Source organism: Peptoniphilus obesi ph1, assembly GCF_000311865.1.
GTDB classification, from domain to species: Bacteria; Bacillota; Clostridia; order Tissierellales; family Peptoniphilaceae; genus Peptoniphilus_E; species Peptoniphilus_E obesi.
Genome location: NZ_HE978580.1, coordinates 96427 through 120643 on the forward strand (window position 1 = coordinate 96427; position 24217 = coordinate 120643).

Here is a 24217-nt window from a genome sequence, read left to right on the forward strand (position 1 = left end):
ACATCAGTTTTATATCTCTGATCTTTTTTGATACCAATCTTTATTTTTATTAAAATTAGCAAAAAGCAATTTAAGTTTTATTACAGACTCTCTTGCATCAAAGCTTCTATCTTAATTGGAAGTGAATATAAGTTTACAAAGCCTTGTGAATCCTCTTGGTTATAAACTATATCATCTTCAAAAGTTGCAAAATCTTTGTTAAATAGTGAATATTTAGACCAAACTCCAGCCGGAATAATATTACCCTTATAAAGTTTTAGTTTAATTTTTCCTGTAACTCTTTCTTGAGTGCTATCTATAAAAGCAGCTATTGATTCTCTTAATTTTGTATACCAAAGTCCACCATAAATTAAATTAGCATATTTTATTGATGTCATTTGTTTAAATTCTAAAGTATCTTTATCAAGTGTTATAGATTCTAAAATTTCGTGCGCCTTGTAAAGTACAGCTCCACCAGAATTTTCATATATTCCCCTAACCTTCATTCCAGTTATACGGTCTTCAACTATGTCATCTATACCAATTGCATGTTTTGATCCTATTTGATTTAATTTTTTTAATAAGTCCTTTGCCTTTAATTTTTCTCCATTAACTGATTTTGCAATTCCCTTTTCAAATTCAATTTCTACATATTCTGGATTATCACTCGCATTTTCATAAGTTTCGCTAAGAGTTAAAACCTTGTCAAGCTTAGCTTCATTTCCAGGATCTTCAAGGTCTAGACCTTCGTGTGAAATGTGGAATATATTTCTATCTTCTGAATAGCAAAGGCCCTTGTTTTTGTTTATAGGAATTGATCTTTCCTTTGCATAATTTTCTTCATCTTCTCTAGATTTTATATCCCAAATTCTCCAAGGTGCAATTATTTTTATATTCGGATCAAAATGTTTAATCGCAGTTTCAAAACGGATTTGGTCATTACCTTTTCCAGTACATCCATGAACTATAGCATCCGCCCCTTCCTTGTGGGCAAGTTCAACTAATTTTTTAGCTATAATTGGTCTTGCAAATGAAGTTCCTAGTAGATATTTATTTTGATATTTAGCGCCAGATTTAATTGTTTCAAATACAAAATCTTCAACAAATTCATCAGTTAAGTCTTCTATAAAAGCTTTAGAAGCTCCACTTCTGATCGCTTTTTCTTCTAATCCATCTAGTTCCTCTTCTTGACCTAAATCAGCAGATAAAGTTATTACTTCACAACCATAAGTTTCTATTAACCAAGATATTATTACTGATGTATCAAGTCCACCTGAATATGCCAAAACTACTTTTTTAACTTCCATTATTTTATTTCCTCCTATAAAAATTCTATAAAAAAAGTCTCTTCCTTAAATCAATAAGAAAGAGACGAAATTATCGCGATACCACTCCATTTGAAAGTATAGTCCAAGAAAAAATGGTATAAAAAAAGTCCCTTTCTTAAATTAATAAGAAAGAGACGAATTAATCGCGGTGCCACTCTTTTTTGGAAATACTTCCCACTCAAAGTTTAACGAAAACTCTACGCATATTGCTCGCAAACACTCACAATATGATCTCCGTGATCCTAACTCTAGGGATTAAGCTACCAGTTTTCACCAAACACTGGCTCTCTGCAAATACTTTAGTCCTTCGAACTCACTTCATCGACTTTTGTAATTTCATACATAATACTAAAGCTTTTTTGATTTGTCAAGCCTTTTTATAAATTAAAATGAAATTCCTTTAAATAATGCTATTAAACATAAAATTAAAGCTAATGGAACATAAACATACTTACCTACTGAATGCCAACCTTTGCCATATTGTTTTCCAGCCCCATCATTTATTTCATTTAATAGTTCATCTCTATCTAAAACCCAGAACCAAGACGCAGCTCCAATAATAGCCCCAATTGGTATTATATAGATTGAAATTAAATCCATCCAAGGTCCCCAAACGCTGATTTGATGCATATTAACACTTATTAAGAATAAACTTGTCATCAAAACTATTAAAACATGGTTTCTCTTAAGCTTTGGAAACTTATGTAGAATTGATTCTACACAAACTTCTATCATATTTTGAAGAGATGATATACCACCAAACACAACTGCCACAAAAAGTATTATCGCAAATACTCTACCAAATGGTATATCTTGAAGTATTGTTGGAAGTGTTTCAAACAATAGCCCTGGACCAGATCCTAAATCAACTCCATATGCAAAACAAGCTGGAATTACAACTATAGCTGAGGTAAGTGCAGCTATAGTATCAAAAAAGGCTGTATTTTCAGAAGATTTTATAATATCTTCTCCCTTTTGAAGATAAGAACCATAAACTATCATCCCTGATCCTGTAATAGATAAGGAGAAGAAAGCTTGTCCCATAGCAAATATCCAAACTTCTGCATTTAAAAGTTCATTAAACTTTGGCCTAAACATGAATTCATAACCTGCCAAAGAATTATCCAATAATAAAACTCTGATAGCTAGTACTATAAATAAAATAAAAAATACCGGCATCATTATTTTATTTGTTTTTTCTATACTTTTTGCACCTACTGTCAAGGTTAAAGAAACTATAACTATAATAGCAACATGATAAATTACTACAGAATATGGTTGACTAGAAAATCCAGCAAACCAAGCTCCCGCATCAACATGCATCAAGTTTCCAGTTATTGATTCTACTAGAGCCTTTAAAACATAAGCAACAATTACTGAATAACCAATTGCTATACAAAATGAACCTATTAAAGGAATCCAACCAATAACTTTTGCAACTTTATTAAATCCTCTTTTTTTCCAAACATATTCATAAGATCCTAAAGTTCCTGTTCCGGTCATCCTACCAATTGCATATTCTGTTGATAAACCAACATATGAAAATAAAACCACAAATATAATATATGGTATTAAAAATGCAGACCCACCATATGAACCCATTCTGAATGGAAATCCCCAAACATTGGCCATACCAACAGCACTTCCTACACAGGCTAGTACGAAGCCCCACCTAGTCGTAAAATTTTTATCATCCACTTGATTAACCTCTCTTAAATATTTTTAATTTACTTTATTAGAATACCACATTGGGTTGAAAAAGTAAATTATAAAACAAATTAGAAACTATATCTTTTGCATACATAAAAAGATCTATATTAGATTAAAATATTATTTAAAATTAAATTTTAAATCCCTTCTAAAATACATATCAATTTACAAAAATCCTTTATCTTGCTAAAATTAAGTTAGTACATATAATTTAAATATTAGGTAGGAGGATTTTATGAAAAACTTTAAAAAATCAATTTTATTAGCTTTATTGCTTGTGTTTACTTTTTCTTTTAAAATATCAGCAAGCTCAGACGTATATTTAGTAATTGATGGTAAACTTATAGTCGACGGATCGCCAGCCTTTATAGAAAACGATAGAACAATGGTTCCAGTTAGATTTGTAGCTGAAAATTTAGGCTATGATGTTTCTTGGAATGGCGATAGCAAAACAGTCTCAATAGTAGATTCTAAGACATCTAAAAAAATTGAACTTACAGTAGATAGTAAAACAGCAAAAACTTATGATGAAAATTCTAAACTTAAAAAAATAAAACTCGATACAGCTGCAAAAAATACTTATGGCAGAGTTTATGTTCCCGTTAGATTTATTGCAGAAAGCTTTGGAACTCAAGTAACTTGGGACGATGGTTGGGAAACTGTAATAATAGGTGATCCAAATAAATTTAATGAGAATATTATAAAAGATTTTTATAATAAAAATCTCCCAAAAGAATATCCTGACCTTGGAAGTAAAAAAATTCCAGTTGAATATTTTTACATGCAAGGTTTCTTTAGTAATAATAAAAACGCAAGAATTTATATGTCTAGTGACGATATAGAACCCATAGATGGATTTTATCATTATTGTCAAATTACAAGAATCAAAGATGGGTCTATGATAGATGGTTTTTATATAAAAAGAACACCTGATAATAACCTTTTAGAAATTATGTATGAGGAAAATGGAAATAAGGGAAATATCGAAATAATAAATCAAAATTGTTTAAAGTTTAATGGAGAACTTTTCTACAGATCATTTTATTAATAATAAAATAATCTGTAAAACAAAATTTGAATAATTCATTAAAATGGCAAAATATTATATATAAAAATTTTTAACGGAAATGATATAAAATACAAAGTATACAATATAAAAAGAAAGAGTCGAAAGACTCTTTCTTTTTATATCTAAGTAAAAATATATTTTAAAAAAATTTATCATTTAATTAATTATTTTTCAACTCAAAATTTATGATTGTTTTAAGCTTTCTTTAAATTCTTCGTTCATTTTATTAATTATTTCAGGATTATCTAATAATTTTGAAATGAAACCTAATATTACTGTTGCTCCCTTAACTATAGCTTCTTCAGATTTTTTTGATTTTACTAAATCTACCATTTGGCTAGTGTGTAGTGGAACCCATTCATCGGTTATTGCAATTGATGGATGGAAAGCTGGGCATCTATAACTTACATTTCCAATGTCAGAAGACCCATCCGCATCTGGTGTATCTAAAAATTTTATATTATTTTCTTTCATCACTGATTTAATAACTTCAGAGCCTGTTTCATTATAATTCATATCACTAAATGGATAATCAAAAATTTTATCTTTATAAGTAGTTTCAGTAGCTAACGCACAACCTTTCAAAATATTATTCAACCATGGTCTTATTTCTTTCTCTAAAAGACTTGCATCAGTAGATCTAAAAGTATATTTTGCTCTTGCTTTTCCAGGAATAATATTAGGTGAAATACCACCTTCTTGAATAATACCTTCTATAATAACACCAGGCCTCATCATTTTCCTCATCATATCAATAGCATGAATAGATAACATTAATCCATCTAAAGCCGATCTTCCATCCCATGGAGCTGCAGCCGTATGGCTTTCTTTTCCAATAAATTCTATTTCATGCGTTTCAAAAGCTATTAATCTCCAATTTGGGATGCTATATTTTGAACCCAAATGAGCCATTATTACAAAATCATATTTATCAAAAACACCTCTTTCAACCATTGGGACTTTTAATCCTTTGTCTTCTTCATCGGGTGTCCCAATTATGTCAACATTAGCATTTATGAGATTTTCATTTCCTTTCAAAACTAAGGCAGATAAAACTGAAATAGCAGCACTTGCTGAGTGTCCACAACCATGACCAACTCCAGGGAGTGCATCGTATTCTGTCAAAATACCAATGTTGTATTTAGCGTCTTTATTTATAACTTCACCCTTAAACGCAGTTTCTAAATCACAGTAATTGCCTTCACATTTAATATTGTGCTTTTCTAATAATTCTTGTATTTTTTTAGAAGACCTATATTCCTTAGATGGCAACTCAGGATTATCAGCTAAGTCATAGTTTAATAAAAAAGCTTCTTCTTCATATTCTCTTATAGATTCTATCAACTTATTATTTATCATATTTATCTTCCTTTTCCTATTGTACAAATACTATCGCCTAAAATATTAATGATATCCTATTCCTATAGCTAGCATCATTAATATTGATTGTGTAACTAATAAAATTAAGAATAATGGAACAAAGAATTTCCACCATTTTTCTAATTTAACTCCTGCTAAACCAGCCACCATAGGTGCAAAAGCAGTTGGCCATAGGATATTTGATAAACCATCCCCAAATTGGAATGCTAATACTGAAACTTGTCTAGAAACACCCAATAAATCAGAAAGAGGTGCCATTATTGGCATACTGGTTACTGCTTGACCAGAACCAGATGGTATAAAGAAGTTCAATATTGTTTGGAAAAGTAACATCGCAGGTCCCATAAGAAGTTTTGGTAGATTAGATAACGGAATAGATAAACCATATACTATTGTATCTATGATATTTCCTTCAGTTAGAACAATTAAAATTCCTCTAGCAATCCCTATCATCATGCAAGCGAAAGCTGCATTACTAAAATTAATTGCTATTTTTTCACCTATCTCATTAGGTTTCCAACCCATTATGAATGAGCTTATAACACCCATAATTAAGAATACAGCATTTATTTCATCAAAATACCATCCATAATTGCTACTTCCATAAACAACTACAATTATGCCTATTAATAAAACTAATAAAATTAATTTTTGTCTTATACCAAATTCATAATCTTCTGGGTTAAATTCACTATCAATTAGATCTAATTGATCTCCATATAATATACTTTTAGTTTCATCTTTTTGAATTTTCAAAGCATATCTAATAATATAAATTGATGCAACTACAATCATAACCACATGACAGAAAATCCTATAACCTGATCCAGACATCAATGGCACACCTGCAATTGTTTGAGCTGTACCTACTGTAAACGGATTCATAAAAGCTCCAGAATATCCAAGTCCCGCTCCAAGAGCAACTATTGCAAGACCTACCAGAGCATCATATCCCAAAGCAATTGTTATTCCAACAAATATTGGTATAAATGGCAATATCTCTTCAAAGACTCCTATAGTCGATGACCCAGCTCCTAAAAGAGTTATAAAAATTGGTATAATAATTACTTTACTATTCCCCTTTAAATTGTTTATTAAAAAAGAAACCAATCCATTAAAGGCCCCCGTTTCAATTATTAATCCTATAGAAGCGAAAGAAATGAAAACAAAAAATACAACAGGAGCTGCATCTACCATACCTTTGTAAATCGCTTGTACAGTTTGAAAAGGACCTACTGGCGTACTCTCTACCTTATGATATGTACCAGCTACAGCTACCTCTATTCCATCAGCATTTACTACTCTATCAAATTGTCCAGCGGGTAATATCCAAGTTAATATTGCACAGAATATTATTATACATACTAATAATACATATATATGTGGTAATTTAAATTTCTTTTTTCTTGTATCAGACATATGTATCCCTCCTATTGATTATGCACATTTATATTGAATCTCACTCTTGTTTCCAATAAATATATAGAGGGTGAATATAAATATATAGCTTTACATACTTATATTCACCTTTATTATTAAGAAACTTACTACTCTGATAAAACTTGTTTCTATTTTTTTATATCACCTTCAATTTTTTCATACTTTTACTACACTGCAACTATTTTTAGCTTTAATAAATAATTAATTAAATACCAGATTAAGTTATTCCGCTTTTGCTTTTTTAGCTTCTTCAATAATTTTTCCCGCTATATTTTCTGGAACCTCTTCATATCTAACAAATTCCATAGAGAAAGTTCCCCTACCTTGTGTCATAGCTCTTAAATCTATTGAATACTCAAACATTTCAGCTTGAGGAGCTTCTGCAATTAAAATTTGTGAACCATCATTTTGTTGGTCCATTCCAAGAATTCTTCCTCTACGCTTGTTCATATCTCCCATTACATCGCCTAGATAAGCATCAGGTATATTTACCTCAACCTTCATTATAGGTTCAAGTAATACAGATCCTGCTTCTTCCATACCTTTCTTAAATGCTAATGACGCTGCAATCTTAAATGACATTTCGTTAGAGTCTACATCGTGGTAAGATCCATCATATAAAACAGCCTTGAAGTTTGTAACTGGATATCCAGCAAGAACTCCATGTTCTTTTGCTTCCATAATACCTTTTTCAACAGCTGGGAAGTAGTTTTTAGGAACTGCTCCGCCAAATACTTCTTCATCAAATACAAAATCTTCATCACTAGGTTCAAACCTAACCCATACATCACCGTACTGACCAGCTCCACCAGATTGTTTCTTGTGTTTACCTTGGACAGATGCAGTCTTTCTAATGGTTTCTCTATAAGGAATGATGAATGGAATAATATTTACTTCTACTCCAAATAAATTCTTTAATTTTTCAAGAATTACATCAAGTTGTACCTTTCCAAGTCCACCAATTGTGAGTTGTTTTGTTTCAGGATTTCTATCTATAACAAAGCTTGGATCTTCTTCTCTAAGTTTTCTAAGTGAAGATGATAGTTTTTCTTCATCTCCCTTTGTCTTAGGTTCAATTGCATAGTATAAAACAGGTGTTGGATATTTAATCTTCTTATAAATTATCTTGTTATCCTTGTCGCATAAAGTGTCCCCTGTTTCTGTTACTGTAAGCTTTGTAGTAGCACCAATATCTCCAGCTTGAAGCTCTTCTACTTCAAATTGTTTTTTACCTCTTATGACATATAAACCACCCATTTTTTCAGTTTGATCTTTACTTGAATTGTATAAAGTAGTACTTTTGGTCATCTTACCAGAGATTACTTTAAATATAGAAATTTTTCCAACAAATGGGTCTGTTATTGTCTTAAATACAGCAGCAGAGAAAGGTTCATCAACAGATACTTTCTTTCTTTCGCCTTCTTCTACCCTAAATCCAAGATGGGCTCTTTCATCATCAGGAGCTGGCATATAATTTACTATTGTATTTAATAAAATATCAATTCCAATTCCCTTTTCTGCAGAACCAACCAATAGTGGAACAGCATCACCAGAAAGTAGTGCTGAAGTAACACCTCTAAGCAGGTCTTCTCTTGTAAACTTTTCGCCTGCAAAATATTTTTCCATCAAAACTTCATCAGACTCTGCTACAACTTCTGCAATCTCTTCATACATTCTTTCTGTTGCCTTTACTTGGTCGTGAGTAAGGTCTGTATCTTCTGGAGCTCCATCCTTGTATTTAAAACCTTTTTGATAAATAACATCTGTTACTCCAACAAAGTTTTCTCCTTCTCCAATTGGAACAGAAAATGGGATAACTTTTTTACCAAAAGCTTCTTCTAAGTCTTCCATTAGTTTTCTAAAGTTTACGTTTTCCCCATCTATCTTATTTATAAAGATAATTCTTGGTAATCCAATATTTTCTGTGTATTTCCACATTCTTTCAGTTCCAACCTCAATACCAGAGGTTGCATCAATTACCATAAGTACAGCTTCTGATGCTCTTAGGGCACAATATGCTTCTCCAATAAAGTCTAAGTATCCCGGAGTATCTATAATATTTAATTTAAAGTTTCTCCATTCAATAGGTATAATACTTGTTCCGATTGATGATCCTCTTTCCATCTCTTCTTTTGAAAAATCAGAAAAAGTATTCTTTTCAGACACATTACCTAAGCTCTTAGTTGCCCTACTTTGAAATAGCATGGCTTCTGTTAAATTTGTCTTTCCACTACCACTGTGTCCAACAAGTGCTAAGTTTCTTACATTTTCCGTAGTGTATAACTTCATGATAAAATATAAACCTCCTATATGTAATATTTATTAGTCCGATAAATCATTTTAAATTTATTTTATCTAGTCTCCTAAATTTAAATCTTATCTCTACTTTAATACCCATAATTTTAATTTAGTAAACTATTAAAAAACATATAAAAAAAAGAGATAATTTAAAATTACCTCTTTTAAAAAATATTTACTTTTATAAATTAATTATTTGTCTCTATTAAGAAGGAATTTTTTACCTTCTTCTGGGAACATTATATAAGTTAAAACATCTTCTTCAGACTTTGCAAAATCCTTGGCTTCTTCTTTAAATTCTTGGTAGCTATCCTTTAAATGGTTTGCAGGTCTATCAACTATGATATCATTTGCATCTCCAATAATTGAACGAACAAAGTCTTCATCAATTTTTACAGGACTCTTACCATATTTTCCCTTAATATAATCTTTTATTTCATTTGGAACCATCTTATATCTTTGTCCAGTAACAATATTAAACAAACTTTGAGTTCCAACCATTTGACTCATAGGAGTTACAAGTGGTGGGTAGCCAAGATCTTTTCTAACCTTTGGAATTTCTTCCATAACCTTTTCAAATAAGTCTAGCTTGTTTAAACCCTGTAATTGTAAATATAAATTAGATAACATACCACCCGGCACTTGGTAAATCAATCCCTTCGGATTTGTTCCAAGAACTTTTGTTGGCATAAGACCATTTTCTAAATATTTATTTTTTATTTTTCCATAAAAATCAGCTAACTCTTCTAACACTTCTACATTCAAACCAGATTCAATTCCTTGTTCCTTTAATAAGAAATGGATAGCTTCAGTTGCAGGTTGTGAAGTTCCTGATGAAAATGGAGAAATAGCTGTATCAACAATATTTACACCAGCTTCAATAGCTTTTAAATAAGTCATTTCTGCCATGCCAGTTGTGCAGTGACTGTGAATTTCTACATCAAGATCAGTAAACTTTTTAATCCTTCTTACTAATTCATAACTGTCGTATGGAGTTAGTATTCCTGACATATCCTTTATAGCAATAGAATCTGCTCCCATATCAATAATATCTTTTGTTAAATCCAAATAATAATCTATAGAATGAACTGGAGACTGAGTATAGGCTATAGCAATTTGTGCCTCCGCTCCAAATTCTTTTACTGTTTTTATAGAAGTTTCTAGATTCCTTGTATCATTTAAAGCATCAAAAACTCTGACTACATCAATTCCATTTTTAATAGATAATTCAACAAATTTTCTGACAACATCATCAGGATAATTTTTATAACCTAGAAGATTTTGCCCCCTAAGTAACATTTGTGTCTTAGTATTTTTTAATTTTGATTTTATAAGTCTTAATCTTTCCCAAGGATCTTCATCTAAATATCTAATGCAAGCATCAAAAGTTGCTCCTCCCCAACATTCCAATGCCTTATATCCAGCATCATCTAATAATTCAAGAGAATCTTTAAAATCATCATAGCTTAATCTAGTACCCATTAGACTTTGATGTGCATCTCTAAGTACCGTCTCAACAAACTCAACTTTTCTTCTTGACACTCAAATCACCTCTTATCTCTATTTTAACTTAAATAAAGATTATGTGATAGTTTTTTTAAAATTTACTTCTACATTTGAATTTTTCTGATATAATACTAGAAATAGCTTTACTATCAGCTTATAAATAAGTTGTATATTGCTAGAAATAGGAGGTAAATATGAAAAATAAAAAATTAGTAATAGTTTCTGGATTTGCCCTATTCTCAATGTTTTTTGGAGCTGGAAACTTAATGTTTCCACCCACTCTAGGAGCTTTGGTGGGTTCAGATTATCTTGTATCGATGCTAGGCTTTGTTCTAACAGCAGTAGGTCTAGTAATGCTCGGAGTAGTTGCGACTACAAAAGCAGGCGGTAATCTTGAAGATATATCTGGTAAACTTGGTAACAAAATAGGTTTTCTATACGGTTCTTTGGTTTTAATTTCAATTGGACCAGGACTTGCAATACCTAGAACAGCAGCAACTACACATGAACTTATAGCAGCGGGAATTTTCCCTGAACTCAACCCGGTCTTATCATCAATTATATTCTTCGGACTCGTTCTCTTATTCGTATTAAGACCATCATCTGTAGTCAACAATATTGGAAAATATTTAACACCAGCACTTTTAACTCTATTAGTCATAATTATTGTAAAAGGTATTTTCAGTCCAATTTCTGAGCCTATTTTAACTAACTACGAAAGACCATTTACAAATTCATTCCTAGAAGGATACCAAACAATGGACACTCTAGCAGCCCTAGCCTTTACATCACTTATAATTAAAGGATTTAGAATATCTGGCCTTGATGATGAAAAAGATATACTTTCTTTAACAATCAAAGCTGGTCTTATAGCAACTATCGGTTTATGTTTAGTTTATTGTGGACTTCTTTACCTAGGTGCTACAACATCATCAATAGACCTTGGAGATATTTCAAGAATAGAAAGATTAGTATTTATAGCAAAATCTATACTTGGAAATATTGGAGTTTATGCAATGGCTTTAGTAATGGCACTTGCTTGTTTGACAACAGCAATTGGTTTAACTTCTACATTTAGTGACTTCTTTGAAAGATTAACAAATGGAAAAGTTCCATATAAAGCTTGGGTAATAATGTCTACAGTTTTCTCTGGCGTTATGGCAATTAATGGAGTTGAAAGAATAATTGAATTTTCAGTACCAGTGCTTTCTGCTATGTACCCAGTTACAATAGTTTTGATATTTCTAAATATATTTGGAGATAAATTTGCAAAAGTTCCTACATATGTGGGCGCAGTTTTAGGAGCACTATTCCCTACAATATTTAGCTTCTTAGCTTTTCTTGGATTAAATCTTAGTTTCGTTGATGATTTCTATGCTTTATTCCCTGAAACACTACAAGCTTTTGTGTGGATTATACCAAGTGTAATCTTAGCAATACTAGCAAGCCTAATATTTAGAGAAAAAGAAGCACAATAAATTCGTAAAGTTTTAATAAATAACTTAAAATAAAAAATAAATTTTAACGAGAAATGCTATGAGATTTTTACTCATAGCATTTTTTATTGCAATAATTTTTCCTAAATTTTAAACATAAATTTATAAATATAAAGTTAAATAAAATCATTATTTTAAAGTTTAAATTTCTATAATCACTAATAAATGAAATCATTCTTCCTAAGTTTAAATTTCTATAATCAATAATAAATAAAATCATTCTTCCAAAGTTTAATGTCTATAATCAATAATAAATGAATTTATTGCTTTAAAATTTAAATATATACAATCGCTAAATATTAAAAAAGTTAAATAGATACAAAAAAAGTACCAAGCTAAATCCTACTTGGATATAAGCTTGATACTAAAAATTTCTAAAGACTTAATTAAAATCTTTTATTTATTTTTTCTTTTTCTTGTTACAAATAAACCTGCTAAAGAACTTGCCATAAGAGCGAACATTCCACCTATTCCGTTTACTCCAGTTTTTGGATTTCCATGTGTTGCTTTAATTTCTTCTTTTTTAACTGTTTCTTCTTTTTCAGTTTCTTGTTCTTTAACTTCTTCTTTTGCTTCTTCTTGTTTTTCTTCTTTATCTTCTGGCTTTTCTTCTTTTGGTTCTTCTTCTTTTGGCTTATCTGGCTTATCTGGCTTTTCTTCTTTTGGTTCTTCAGGTTCTTCTGGTTCTTCAGGTGGTGTTTCTGGAACTTTTTCATTGATTAGTTGCACTGACATAACTGTACTTACATCTATTCCATGAGGAACAACTATAACACCATCTTCTAAAATTATAGTACCTTTTCCTACCTTATCTATCTTATCATTGTTTAATGGACGTTCTATTCTATAATTTCCATTGCTGATAAGTTTGTTTAATTCTTCTATGCTGATTTCTTTTGTCTCAGCTTTTCCTTCTGAATTAATAGTATTTAGGTAAACTGTTTTTTTCTCTTCACCTGTTTTGCTGTCTCTGAATACAAAGCGATATTTAACATTTGTTTCCTTGTGTTCAAAGCCTGGCACTTCTATCTCTTTTATTGTGTAGCTGCATAGAGGACTTTCAGCATCTATTGTCAATTTGAAATCATTTTCTTTTGTTAATTTTACTGTCTTTTCATTTTTACCATCTGTTAAGATAACTGAAATTTCATCTGGTATTTCTGAAATTCCACCAAAATTTAACCATTCTTTATTGATTGAGATTTCTCTATTTTCTTTAATCTTACGTATTTGAGCAGCACATGGGCCAACAACGGCAATATCAGCCATATCTTCGCTAGAAGCCGCAAAATAAGTTACAGCTGGATTAGCATGTAAAGTAAACTGTTTTGTATAATCAAAACTATTTAAATCACGTAATATATATCCACCAGTTCCCCAAGGCTCCATATCTTCAGAGATTTCATGCCAATAACCAGAATAATTAGTTACATCAGCACTTGCTTCGGCATACAAACCATTAATATCGAACATATTTTCTTTAATAAGTTCTGGGAACTCTACAAATCTATATTGTGAGAGTCTCGCATTTGGATTTATACCATATTCATTACTATCAAGTTTTTTACCTGTATTTTTATCAATAACTGTAGCATTTCTATAATCACTAAGAACTGTTGAACCATCTTTAGCTAAGCTAAATCCACCTTCTTGAGATTTTTTAAATAACAATCTAGTATCAACAGGTACAAATGGAGTTTTCTTCACTTGATCATCATCCACATCAAATGTAACTCTTATACCTATTGGATTTCCTCTAACAGCGTCAATATATCTATAAGCATGAACTCTACTAAAGTCAGCATAATTATCTCCAAACATTTCATTAAAGTCTTTTTGTGAATTAGCTTTAACCATTACATTTGGTATATAACCATTATCTTCTTTATAAATATAATTAGCATATGGAATTGCATTTAAGAAATACTTTCTAGTAAGTAAGGTTCTATACTTAACATATTCAGACTCATATTTAGCTCTAATGTCCTCTTCATAATGACTAGCATCATCATAACTAATTATACCTCTATCTGCTTTAGCATATATCTCATCTACTTCTTTTTGAGCTTTATTATCTAATTCATTTCTATAATCATTTAACTTATTAGATATCTCTTCTGGTAAATTTCTTTCATTATTAAGAAGATAAGGTATTTCACTATAATCTACAACACCTAATCCCACATTTACATCTTCTGGTGCAGACCTATCAGTTATATTATTAAAATAGTAATTACCTTCATTATAAGTTATTTTATTTGCAATATCTCTAATATGACTTTCTTTATTTTCTTCTAAAAATTTAACAAGATTTGGCATATTTTCTTTACGAGCTTTTTCTAACTCTTCTTCATATATATCAGTTGCCACACCTTTGATAAACTCTTTTACTTCTTTAGATTTGGTAATATCATTATCATAAATATTACTGTTAGCTCTTTGTGTACCTATTAATTCAAACTTAACATTTTTAGCAAACTTAGGTAATACTATACCAAAATCATCAGCAGTTTGTCCATGATCTGAACTAGATACGCCACGAGTACTAATTTGATATTCATATTTCCATGTACCATCTTCATTTTTCTTAGCACAACCTATAGGTGTAACATCAACAGAACCACTACCTTGAGATGCATTTATATAAATACTACCAATTCCACCAAGACCAAAACGTACATTATCAGATAATAAATCTTTCGCACCATTTGCAGGCTCATTATTAAGTCTATTCATTATACGATTTGTCACATTATTAAGTGTATTATAATAATTATATAATTCTTTATTATTTTCATCTGATAAAACTTTACCGAGTTTAGATCTATATACATTATCATTAGATTCTCTATCTAATTTTGCTCCAGTTTTATAAAACTTCCAAGAATTAGTAGATGTCATTTGATCTAAATAATCTTTTGAATAAACTCTATAGTCCCCATATCTGCCATAACCATTAGCTATTTGAACAGCTGCATCGATTGTCTCACCTTTACCATAATTAGCTAAATATTCGTTAGCAGGATTACTATAAAGCGTAAAAGTGTTTACATAACCACCATCTTTTTTACTTACGCCACGACCTATATTCCACTTGTCTCCAGTATATTCACTTGGTGATACAGATCTATGTGCATAAAAACCATTTATATCAAATGTACCTGGCTTGATAAGTTCAGGGTGATTTATTGCATTGCCAAAATATTTACTTAATGTTTTAGTCACAGCAAAAGAATTTAAATTATCAATCTCATTAATATAAGGCTCAAACATTCTCGCCCAATTATACTCAAATAAATTTAGTGAACCTTCTTCATATGATCCAGCTCCACTACCTTCTTGAGAACTTCTCCAAGGCATAGCACCAGCAATAGCTATATTAGGTCCTTTTTTAACTTGATCACTATCCACATCAAATTCAATATTAAAAGTAATAGGTCCATGAACATGAGTAGATATCTCATATATATCTAAATCTATACCAGGGTGGGTACCAGCATTAATATTATAAGTTCTATCCGTATCAAACGTACGATTTTCATCATAATGATTTTCTAAAATTCCATTAAAATCTTGTGGACGAGCTTTTAATACAGTATATTTTAACTCTTTTTTACCATTGATTTCATCATAATATCCAATAGATCTATTTTTTTCGTTAAAACGGCTCATAAAATCATAAAACGCATTTTCTTTTTCTGTTATTTCATCTTCTAGCTCATCTATTCTTGCTTGTTTTTCTTCAGACCAATCTTCATATAACTCATCTACGGTATCTCTTAATTTTTTGATTTCTTTCACATAAGCATCAAATTCATCAAAAGTATAATATGGCATATCTACATTTACATCAATATTTTCAACAGCATCTTTTCTATATTTAGCTGTATATTTTGTCTTATCAGATACTTCTTTATCACCATAAACACGCTTTTGTGTACCTGTTAAAGTAAACTTCATATTCTTAGCGAAAGTTGGTGCATACAATTGCAAACCACGAGCTGATTGTCCATGATCAGCGGATAACATTGGTCTAAATGTTACGTTATATTTATATCTATATGATCCATCTTCGTTTCGTGTTGCATAACCATCTGGAGTAATAGATAGATAACCTTGATCCTCTTTTAAATTACTTAACGCATCTTGTACGCCAAATTCTCTAATATATTCGGATAACGCTTTACGTTCATCTTCACTCATTTCAATATTTTGACTCTTAAGATAATCAGAAACTATAGTATCATATACTTCATTCATTGATAAATAATCAAGATTCTTATATTTTTTTCTATCTTCATCTTGATAAGTAAAATAATGATATTTACCATTTACATTATCTTTTAATGCATACACATTAGATGATTCAGACATAGTCGTATCATTTACAACAAAAGTAGTATTATCATCTTTATTTGTGACAGTAAATGTACCATCATCATTTTGATAAGACTCAAAACCATTATATGAATAAATTCTTTTACCATCAGTTGAAGTCATATACTTAGTATTAAGATCATTCATAGTTTTTATACTACTATATCTATCTGTATTTTCAGTTTGTGGCATTTCAATAAGCTTTAACTCTTGAAGCTTTCTAACCCATTCTTTAGATTTTGCATAACCACTCATATTTTCTTTATATTTTTCAAACTCAGCCTTTATTTCTTCATCTGTTAGTTCTTTACCTTTTTCAAACTTATAGTTACGCTCATCTTCTATTTTATGATTTTGAAATTTTTTATTATATAATTCATCTTCGTACTCGTGTTTGTAGCGAAAAGAGTAGTCTAAATATTTACCATTAAACATTTCTGCTGATTTAATTGATCCATCATCTTTAACTTCGCATGAAGGTTTGTAAGTGAAAGAATCTTTACTTTTTCGACCACCTTTTACTTCTTCTATTTCTGTTACACTATAGTTGTTTGCTTCTTTTTCTAGTTGAGAGTTGTCTACGCCTTGTGGAATTACTTTTCCTTTTTCGGTTTCGACTTCTTCTATTTCTGCTATAGCGTATGGGTTTTCTTTTTCGCTTTCGATTTCTTCTGCACTTGTTACACTATAGTCTTCTGAGCTTATAGCTTCTTTTGTTTCTTTATCTTCTGTTTCTTTTGTTTGTGCCTTATCTTCTACTTCTATTTCTGTGACACTGTATGTTTCTTTTTCTATCTTAGTCTCTTTTTCATATGATTCAGAAACTACGACTTCTTTTTCATATGATTCAGAAACTACGACTTCTTTTTCATATGATTCAGAAACTACGACTTCTTTTGTTGCAGTATCTGTGTTACTTTCTGCTTCTTGAGCATAGGCTGGTTGTACTTGGGTTACTAGCACTAAGCCTAAGGCTCCTGGTATTAAGTATTGTTTAATATTTTTCTTATTCATTAATCATCACCATATTACCACCTTATTTTTTATAATTTATAATATTACACTTTCGATTAGTATATCATAAACTTGACTATAAATTTTATTCTTATTTATATTTATAAGTTTATTAAATTTACTTCTTCATAAACTGCTTTTAATATCAAAAATTTATATATCTAATATTTTATTTTTATTCTTGTTTTAGTTTTTGTAAAAATATTTTGAGTGTAAGTTTTATCAATAAAATTAAAGAATAGTTTGAGATACTAAAAGTAACTTGTGAAATTTAAAATTTTGTTAGCTATTTTGTGTTTATAAATTAATAATACTTATATATAACTTGAATAAAATTTATTATTACTAGGCTATCTTACTTAATTAAATTTAATCTTTCTTTTTGCTTTACAGCATAATTTTAGGCTATTTCTTTTTTATTTCTTATATAAAAATCTCCTTTCCCCTTTCCTTTATTTTACCCCTTTTTTTGACTAAATTTTAATATTTTAAATTATTAAATTAAATTTTTCTTTTTGTCAATTAGTCTAGATATTTATTGGTTTTTACTTACTTTTTGTAAGTTTTAGCTGTCTTAATTTAAAAAATCGACATAAAGCTTTTAAAGTTCACGAAGTGCATCCATGAAACTAGGAACAATATTTAATTAATTAGTTGTAAGCTATATTGATTATACTTTATACATGAGATCCACTTTATTTTTAAATTTACATAAAAAAATTGGCATAGACCTTCTTGTCTATGCCAATTTTTATAATTTTATTTTGACTTATTTTTAATTAATAAAATTAATTATATTTAGTCTTAATATCTTGTTTAAATAACTTTATTTATTTTTTCTTCTTTTCCCTGTTACAAATAAACCTGCTAAAGAACTTGCCATAAGAGCGAACATTCCACCTATTCCTTCTACTCCAGTTTTTGGATTTCCATGTGTCTCTTTTGGAGTTTGAACTTCTTCAACTTCTTCTATTTCCTCTTCTTCTATTTCCTCTTCAACTTCTTCTGGAACTTCTGGTTCTTCAGGAGGAGTTTCTGGAGGTGTTTCTGGTTCTTCTGGTGGTGTCTCAGGTGGTGTTTCTGGTTCTTCTGGAGGATTTTTTGGTTCTTCTGGTGGTGTTTCTGGTATGCTTTCGTTTATTAGTTGAACATTCATCATTGTGTTTACATTTAGTCCACGCGGAATAATTAGAACTCCGTTTTCTAGAATTATTCTGTTGTCTTTTATATAATCATCGTTTAATGGATGTTCTACTTTATAACCATTTGCTTTTATTAGCTCAAATAAGTCTTCTGGTGTTATTACATCAACTACTACTTCTCCACTCTTATCGTCTTTATTTATTAGATATACTACATCTTTTGTTTCTCCTGTTACGCTATCTCTAAATTCAAAACGATATGTTATGTTTGTTTCTTTGTTCTTATAGCCTGGTACTTCTAGTTCTTTTACTCTATAGTCACTTAGTGGATCTTCTGGATCTTCTATATCTATTAAGATTTTGTATCCATTTTCTTTGGTTAATTTTACTTCTTTTTCGTCTTTTCCATTTGTTAAAACTACTGTAATTTCATCTGGAAGTTCTGTGTTTTCGTCAAATCTTAACCATTCTTTATTTATGGATATTTCTTTTTTCTCTTTGACTTTTCTTATTTGAGTGGCACATGGACCTACAACTGCTATATCACGTAAATCTTCATTAGCTGCTATATTGTAACTTACATAATAATTGTAACGAATATGTGAATTTTCTAGAAAAAATTCAAAAGTAGCATCTCTTAAACTATCTCCCCAAGGACCTACATCTTCGCCAATTGTTTGCCATTTTCCTGTATAGTTTGTTACATCCACACTAGGTTCTGTATGAAGTCCATGGATATCAAACATACTTTCTTTTATATATTCTGGATGTTCTACATAGTAATAATTAGTAGGATAATAATTTTCTTTATCCTCATCTGATAGTTCCATATAGTCGCTTTGTGAAAATTCTTTACCAGTTATTTTGTTTACATATCTTGTTGCCATATTATTATATTCTCCTAAGAATTGACAACCTTCTTCATAACTTCCTGGTCCGCCACCTTCTTGTAAACATTTCCAAGCATTTCTTACATCAACTGGAATAAATGGTGATTTTCTAACTTGTTCATCATCAACCTCAAAAGTTACTCTAAGCCCTACAACACCTTGATTTTCTCTGGACCCAAAAGTATATACATCTACTTTTGATAAATCAACATTTCCATAAATTCCAGAGTTCTCAGATGAATATCCCAACTTAGTAATCATATTTAATGGCTTGCCAAATAAATCCTTATAATCTCCCATTTTATATTCATGAAGCATACTTGAATTTCCAGTCCAGCTATCTTTTGATAATTCAAGTTTTCTTAAATTATTCATATAGTTAAGGAATATCTTGTCATTAGCATTTTTATATTCTGCGCTAACTTTAGGTAAATAATCTTTGTTTAAAACTTCTAAAGCAGCAGAATATTCATTCCTTTTTTCCCAATTGTTATAGTTTTTATTTAAATGATCTAAAGCTTCTTTATATTCTTCGCTGGTCTTATCTGGGTATTTGGCATTTAAATCAGCTAAATCTTTTTTATAAAATTCACTTGTTTTATCTGCATATTTATCATTTAAGTCTCTTACAGCTTGTTTGTGTTCATTGATTATATTTATATCATATGCATATTCTTCATTTAATTTTTTTATAGCTTCATTTTTTGTATTCTCGAAGTATTTTTTATAAGCTTCATAAATATCTTCATAATCTATATAAAAACTAGTTTTTATATATTCATCTTCTAATTCGTAATTATCACCTATAATATGTTCTGGTTTATTTTCATCAGTTAAAAATCTTTTACCTTCTGCTATTTGATTTTTAACATCTTCAAGAGAATTATTATATACTTCTTCAAACTGCTTACGTACATTTTCATAAGCTTGATCTGCTGAGATTCCATTTTCTTTTCCAATAATCTCATAGACTTCTTTTGGAATAGAGTCTAAAATATTTAATTGTTTATTATATTGAGCCTCTAAGTCATCAAAACTACTTATATATTTAGAATAATTAGAATTCCATTCATTAATTCCAAGCTCTTCATCCTTATTAAATATTCTATAAGCTTTTAAGTCATCAAATATTTCAGCAATTTGTTCATTAGTTAATTCATCAGATAATCCAGCTGCTCTTAAGTTTTTCTTAATCTTTTCTATAACAATTTTTTCTTCATCATCTAATAAATTTTCATAATTTTCTATACCATCATAAATTCCAGAAAATTTACCATATAAATCATAAATAAAACCATTATTGTTTCCTATCAAGCTAAATTTTACATTTTTTACAAAATTTGGCATCACGATATTATATCCACTTACAGAAAGACCATGATCAGATGAATTAATACCACGTAAACTAATTTGGTATTCATATTTCCAAGTACCATCTTTTTGTTTAGCACAACGAATTGGTGTTACATCTACACCACCTCTAGGTCCATCAATATTGGTTATTCCCATCATAAATAACTTTATTCCAGCAGGTCCAAAATGGATATTGTCTGATAGAAGATCCTTTGCTCCACCACCTGGTTCATGTCTATTTTCCCAAAAACCAGTATCTACTAGATGGTCTGGACTCATATCAACATGTTTTCCAGTATCTGGTTTATCATCTGGAGATTCACCTGAAACATTATCAACTAAAAATCTATAGGTTTCATCAACATAGCCTTTATCATCTTTGTTTAAATCATAAGCAACAAATTTATTAGATTTTGTTAATTTCACATCATCTAAGGTCATTAAGTTATCAATAAATTTATCGTCATCAATGCGAGTATTTATTCTATAATCTCCATAACGACCATAGCCATTAGCAATCTGAACACCTATGTCAAAAGAAGACACTCCATGAGTTTTCATTTCTATAGATATAGAGTCTAAAGAATTTTTATCATATTTTAGAATATATCCTTCAACAAGTTCTCCATAATTATAGACGCTCTTACCTACTTTTAGACCAATCTTATATTTATCTCCAGTATATTCACTAGGAGCTCCACCAGAATTTCCATAAAATCCATTTATATCAAATGTACCTGGTTTAATAAATTCTGGGTGGTTAAAAATAGTGCTGTAGGTATCGGACTTCATGTCATATAAGGTTTTCTTAATAACCTTATCAACATCTTCATCACTCTCATAAATTTTTCCAATGTTATCATAATTACCAGTTCCTGGTTTATAAGATGAAAAATCTTCATTAGGATCTCCAATCCTATAAGAACCAAATGCTGTTGGATTACCCTCACTCAACCCATCTAATATTTTTGCTCCTAATCCAATATTTGGTGATTTTTCAACTTGACTTTCATCAATATCAAATTCAACCATAAAGGTAACTGGTCCACCACTTTGAGGATTAATTATCCTAAAATGTCTGTAATGCTCTCCTGCTCTGAAAATATAGTCATTTGAATACTTACCATAAATACTGTCATACTTATCTTCATCAAGACCATCTTTAGGATTATCATTACTATAAGATAGATTGACAAACTCATCGAATTCTACAACCTTATGATCTAGATAATTTCTACCTTTTAAATCATTGTAATATGGAATTGAAAAATTATTTTCTTTATGCTTATATTCTTCATTATTCCAATCACTTTCTATTAGATTATTATTTTCTTCATAATCTTTATAAATTAAATCTCTAGTTGATTTATCTCTAGTATTAACAATGCCAAGTTCAATATTATCAACATCTCTATTTTTATAAGAATAAGTTCCATCAGAATTTTTTATATATTCTTGTAATCCATTTAAGATAAATTTAATATTTTTTGACATAGTAGGTGCATATATATCAAGATTTGTAGAGGAATACTTACTATTTGATGTTATAGCATTAAAAGAAACTTGATATCTATATTTATAGGATCCATCTTCATTTCTCATAGCATATCCTATAGGTGAAACATCCACATATCCATTATCTTCAGATTTTGACATAATAGATTCATCTGATTTAAGGTTTAAACCAAATCTATAAACATAATCTACTATATTTTTTTGGTCTTCATCTGTTATTCCTTTAAATTCATCTTTATGGTCTTTAATATAGGTGTTTACAACTGCTGCCATGTAGGCTCTATCTAAGATTTCATCATAATGTTGTTCTCCCCATTCATTCATCAACATGCTAGGAGTAACTCTCATTACTTCTTTTATTTTTTCAAGATCTTGTTCCTTATTTGAAGAATCTATTCCTTCATAGAATTCATAATAGGTGTTTCCATCTTCATCTACAAGTTCTCTTACATAAGCTCCTTGACTTTTTACGGTATCACTACCACTATGATTTGCTCTAGGTTTATATAAAGGATTTTTCACGTCTTTATAATAATTTTTTATATCATCAGATTCTGATCCAATCGCTGTCTTTCCTGTATGACTTTTTAAGTATCCTGGTTGATACCCAGAATCTAACTTATAAACTTTATCTGACTCTAAATCATGAGCATATGCGTAACCTCTTTCATCTACATAAGTCTTGAATCCTTTCGCAGAATAAATAGTATCTCCATTTTTTAAAGTAATTCTGTAAAAATTAGATTTTTCATTTTCTTCTAAGTCCAAAAGATTCATTTCTTTTAGTTTTGGTATCCACTCTTGGATTTTTGCAAAGGATGAGGCATTCTTTTTGTATTCTTCAAATTCTTGATCTATTTCTTCTTGGGTTAATTCTTTTCCTTTTTTGAATTTATATGTTCCATCATTTTCAACTACTATTGCATGGTCTTGGAAGTTTTTGTTGTAGTTTTCATCTTCGTATACATGGTTGTAACGGAATGGTCCTTTGCCTGTTAGGTCTTTTTTGATTTCTTCTATTTCTGTTATGCTGTAGTTTTTGTTTTCTTCTTTTTCTAGTTGAGAGTTGTCTACCCCTTGTGGGATTACTGTTCCTTTTTCGCTTTCGACTTCTTCTATTTCTGTTATAGCATATGGGTTTTCTTTTTCGCTTTTGGATCCTACTTCTTCTATGTTTGTTATGCTATAGTCTTCTGAGTTTATGTTTTCTGTTTCTTCTTTTGTTTCTTTATCTTCTCTTTCTTTTGTTTGTGTCTTATCTTCTACTTCTATTTCTGTGACACTGTATGTTTCTTCTTTTTCCGTATTATTCTCTTTTTCATATGATTCAGAGACTACGGCTTCTTTTGTTCCAGTATCTGTGCTATTTTCTGCTTCTTGAGCATAAGCTGGTTGTACTTGAGTTACTAGCACTAAGCCTAAGGCTCCTGGTATTAAGTATTGTTTAATATTTTTCTTATTCATTAATAATCACCATATTATCACCTTATTTTTTATAATATTATACTCCAAGTGAGTATATCATAAACTTAACTATAAATCTCTTTATTTTCAGTTTATATTATTTTTGAGTTTTTAAGATAAATTTTTTATTTAGTTTTAATGTTTATTTTTTATTATTGCTTTAGCTTTTATAAAATGTTTTGATTTTATTTTTTTGTGAAAATTAAATACTACTTTAAGATTTGAGATACTAAAGATAATTCGTGAATTTTAAATA

At 29.8% G+C, this 24217-nt stretch carries 10 protein-coding genes; 2 read left to right on the forward strand and 8 right to left on the reverse strand.

Annotation, left to right across the window (positions count from 1 at the left end; genetic code table 11):
- Positions 1-80: 80 nt before the first annotated feature.
- The gene (locus HGPB_RS00435; RefSeq protein ID WP_019131710.1) at positions 81-1286 is read right to left on the reverse strand and encodes an argininosuccinate synthase; all 1206 of its coding nucleotides are present in this window, start codon (positions 1284-1286) and stop codon (positions 81-83) included.
- A 405-nt stretch (positions 1287-1691) separates the two neighbouring features.
- A complete protein-coding gene (locus HGPB_RS00440; RefSeq protein WP_019131711.1) occupies positions 1692-3005 on the reverse strand; it encodes a sodium-dependent transporter in 1314 nt (437 codons plus the stop codon).
- 247 nt (positions 3006-3252) lie between these two features.
- Between HGPB_RS00440 and HGPB_RS08400 the strand changes: the two genes are divergently transcribed.
- On the forward strand, positions 3253-4065 hold the full coding sequence (locus HGPB_RS08400) for a copper amine oxidase N-terminal domain-containing protein (protein ID WP_019131712.1): 813 nt from the start codon (positions 3253-3255) through the stop codon (positions 4063-4065).
- 204 nt (positions 4066-4269) lie between these two features.
- Here the strand turns inward: HGPB_RS08400 and HGPB_RS00450 are convergent, their stop codons facing one another.
- The 4 genes from HGPB_RS00450 to HGPB_RS00465 all read right to left on the reverse strand — a co-directional run bounded on the left by HGPB_RS00450 (position 4270) and on the right by HGPB_RS00465 (position 10746).
- The gene (locus HGPB_RS00450) at positions 4270-5445 is read right to left on the reverse strand and encodes an amidohydrolase (RefSeq protein ID WP_019131713.1); all 1176 of its coding nucleotides are present in this window, start codon (positions 5443-5445) and stop codon (positions 4270-4272) included.
- A 45-nt stretch (positions 5446-5490) separates the two neighbouring features.
- Complete coding sequence (locus HGPB_RS00455; RefSeq protein WP_019131714.1) at positions 5491-6885, reverse strand: YfcC family protein; 1395 nt, start codon at positions 6883-6885, stop codon at positions 5491-5493.
- 243 nt (positions 6886-7128) lie between these two features.
- Complete coding sequence (fusA, locus tag HGPB_RS00460; RefSeq protein WP_019131715.1) at positions 7129-9195, reverse strand: elongation factor G; 2067 nt, start codon at positions 9193-9195, stop codon at positions 7129-7131.
- A gap of 201 nt (positions 9196-9396) precedes the next feature.
- On the reverse strand, positions 9397-10746 hold the full coding sequence (locus HGPB_RS00465; protein ID WP_019131716.1) for a pyruvate carboxylase subunit B: 1350 nt from the start codon (positions 10744-10746) through the stop codon (positions 9397-9399).
- Positions 10747-10904: 158 nt separating this feature from the next.
- Here HGPB_RS00465 and brnQ point away from each other — a divergent pair, with 158 nt between their 5' ends.
- Complete coding sequence (gene brnQ / locus HGPB_RS00470) at positions 10905-12188, forward strand: branched-chain amino acid transport system II carrier protein (protein ID WP_019131717.1); 1284 nt, start codon at positions 10905-10907, stop codon at positions 12186-12188.
- Positions 12189-12602: 414 nt separating this feature from the next.
- On the opposite strand, the gene HGPB_RS00475 is transcribed toward brnQ, so the two are convergent.
- Both HGPB_RS00475 and HGPB_RS00480 read right to left on the reverse strand, forming a co-directional pair.
- Positions 12603-17597 (reverse strand): NPXTG-anchored protein, encoded by a 4995-nt coding sequence (locus tag HGPB_RS00475; RefSeq protein WP_019131718.1) that lies wholly within the window; start codon positions 17595-17597, stop codon positions 12603-12605.
- A gap of 826 nt (positions 17598-18423) precedes the next feature.
- On the reverse strand, positions 18424-23961 hold the full coding sequence (locus HGPB_RS00480; RefSeq protein ID WP_019131719.1) for a hypothetical protein: 5538 nt from the start codon (positions 23959-23961) through the stop codon (positions 18424-18426).
- Between the last annotated feature and the right edge of the window lie 256 nt (positions 23962-24217).

Bases quoted from the DNA above. Each gene is read 5' to 3' on its own strand.
- HGPB_RS00435 (WP_019131710.1), bottom strand. From the start codon at position 1,286: ATGGAAGTTAAAAAAGTAGTTTTGGCATATTCAGGTGGACTTGATACA.
- HGPB_RS08400 (WP_019131712.1), top strand. From the start codon at position 3,253: ATGAAAAACTTTAAAAAATCAATTTTATTAGCTTTATTGCTTGTGTTT.
- HGPB_RS00450 (WP_019131713.1), bottom strand. From the start codon at position 5,445: ATGATAAATAATAAGTTGATAGAATCTATAAGAGAATATGAAGAAGAA.
- HGPB_RS00455 (WP_019131714.1), bottom strand. From the start codon at position 6,885: ATGTCTGATACAAGAAAAAAGAAATTTAAATTACCACATATATATGTA.
- fusA (WP_019131715.1), bottom strand. From the start codon at position 9,195: ATGAAGTTATACACTACGGAAAATGTAAGAAACTTAGCACTTGTTGGA.
- brnQ (WP_019131717.1), top strand. From the start codon at position 10,905: ATGAAAAATAAAAAATTAGTAATAGTTTCTGGATTTGCCCTATTCTCA.
- HGPB_RS00475 (WP_019131718.1), bottom strand. From the start codon at position 17,597: ATGAATAAGAAAAATATTAAACAATACTTAATACCAGGAGCCTTAGGC.
- HGPB_RS00480 (WP_019131719.1), bottom strand. From the start codon at position 23,961: ATGAATAAGAAAAATATTAAACAATACTTAATACCAGGAGCCTTAGGC.